The sequence below is a fragment of the Escherichia sp. MOD1-EC6842 genome, assembly GCF_002965705.1.
Taxonomy (GTDB): Bacteria; Pseudomonadota; Gammaproteobacteria; order Enterobacterales; family Enterobacteriaceae; genus Escherichia; species Escherichia ruysiae.
This window is the reverse complement of sequence record NZ_PTRF01000066.1, coordinates 1-394: the sequence shown is the minus strand read 5'-3', so window position 1 is coordinate 394 and position 394 is coordinate 1. Positions and strand designations below refer to the sequence as shown.

The 394-nt window shown below is 46.4% G+C and carries 1 tRNA gene; it reads right to left on the bottom strand.

The features are described from left to right. Positions 1-200: 200 nt before the first annotated feature. Positions 201-276, bottom strand: a tRNA-Glu gene (locus A7Z29_RS23110). Between the last annotated feature and the right edge of the window lie 118 nt (positions 277-394).

The following is a 394-nucleotide window of genomic DNA, read 5'->3' as shown; positions in this document are numbered from 1 at the left end:
CGCTTAACCTCACAACCCGAAGATGTTTCGTAAAACACCATCGTGTTGCGAAAATTTGAGAGACTCACGAACAACTTTCGTTGTTCAGTGTTTCAATTTTCAGCTTGATCCAGATTTTTAAAGAGCAAATATCTCAAACATCACTCGTAAGTGAGTTTTGAGATATTAAGGCAGGTGACTTTCACTCACAAACCAGCAAGTGGCGTCCCCTAGGGGATTCGAACCCCTGTTACCGCCGTGAAAGGGCGGTGTCCTGGGCCTCTAGACGAAGGGGACGTATCAGTCTGCTTCGCAAGACGCCTTGCTTTTCACTTTCTATCAGACAATCTGTGTGAGCACTTCAAAGAACGCTTCTTTAAGGTAAGGAGGTGATCCAACCGCAGGTTCCCCTACG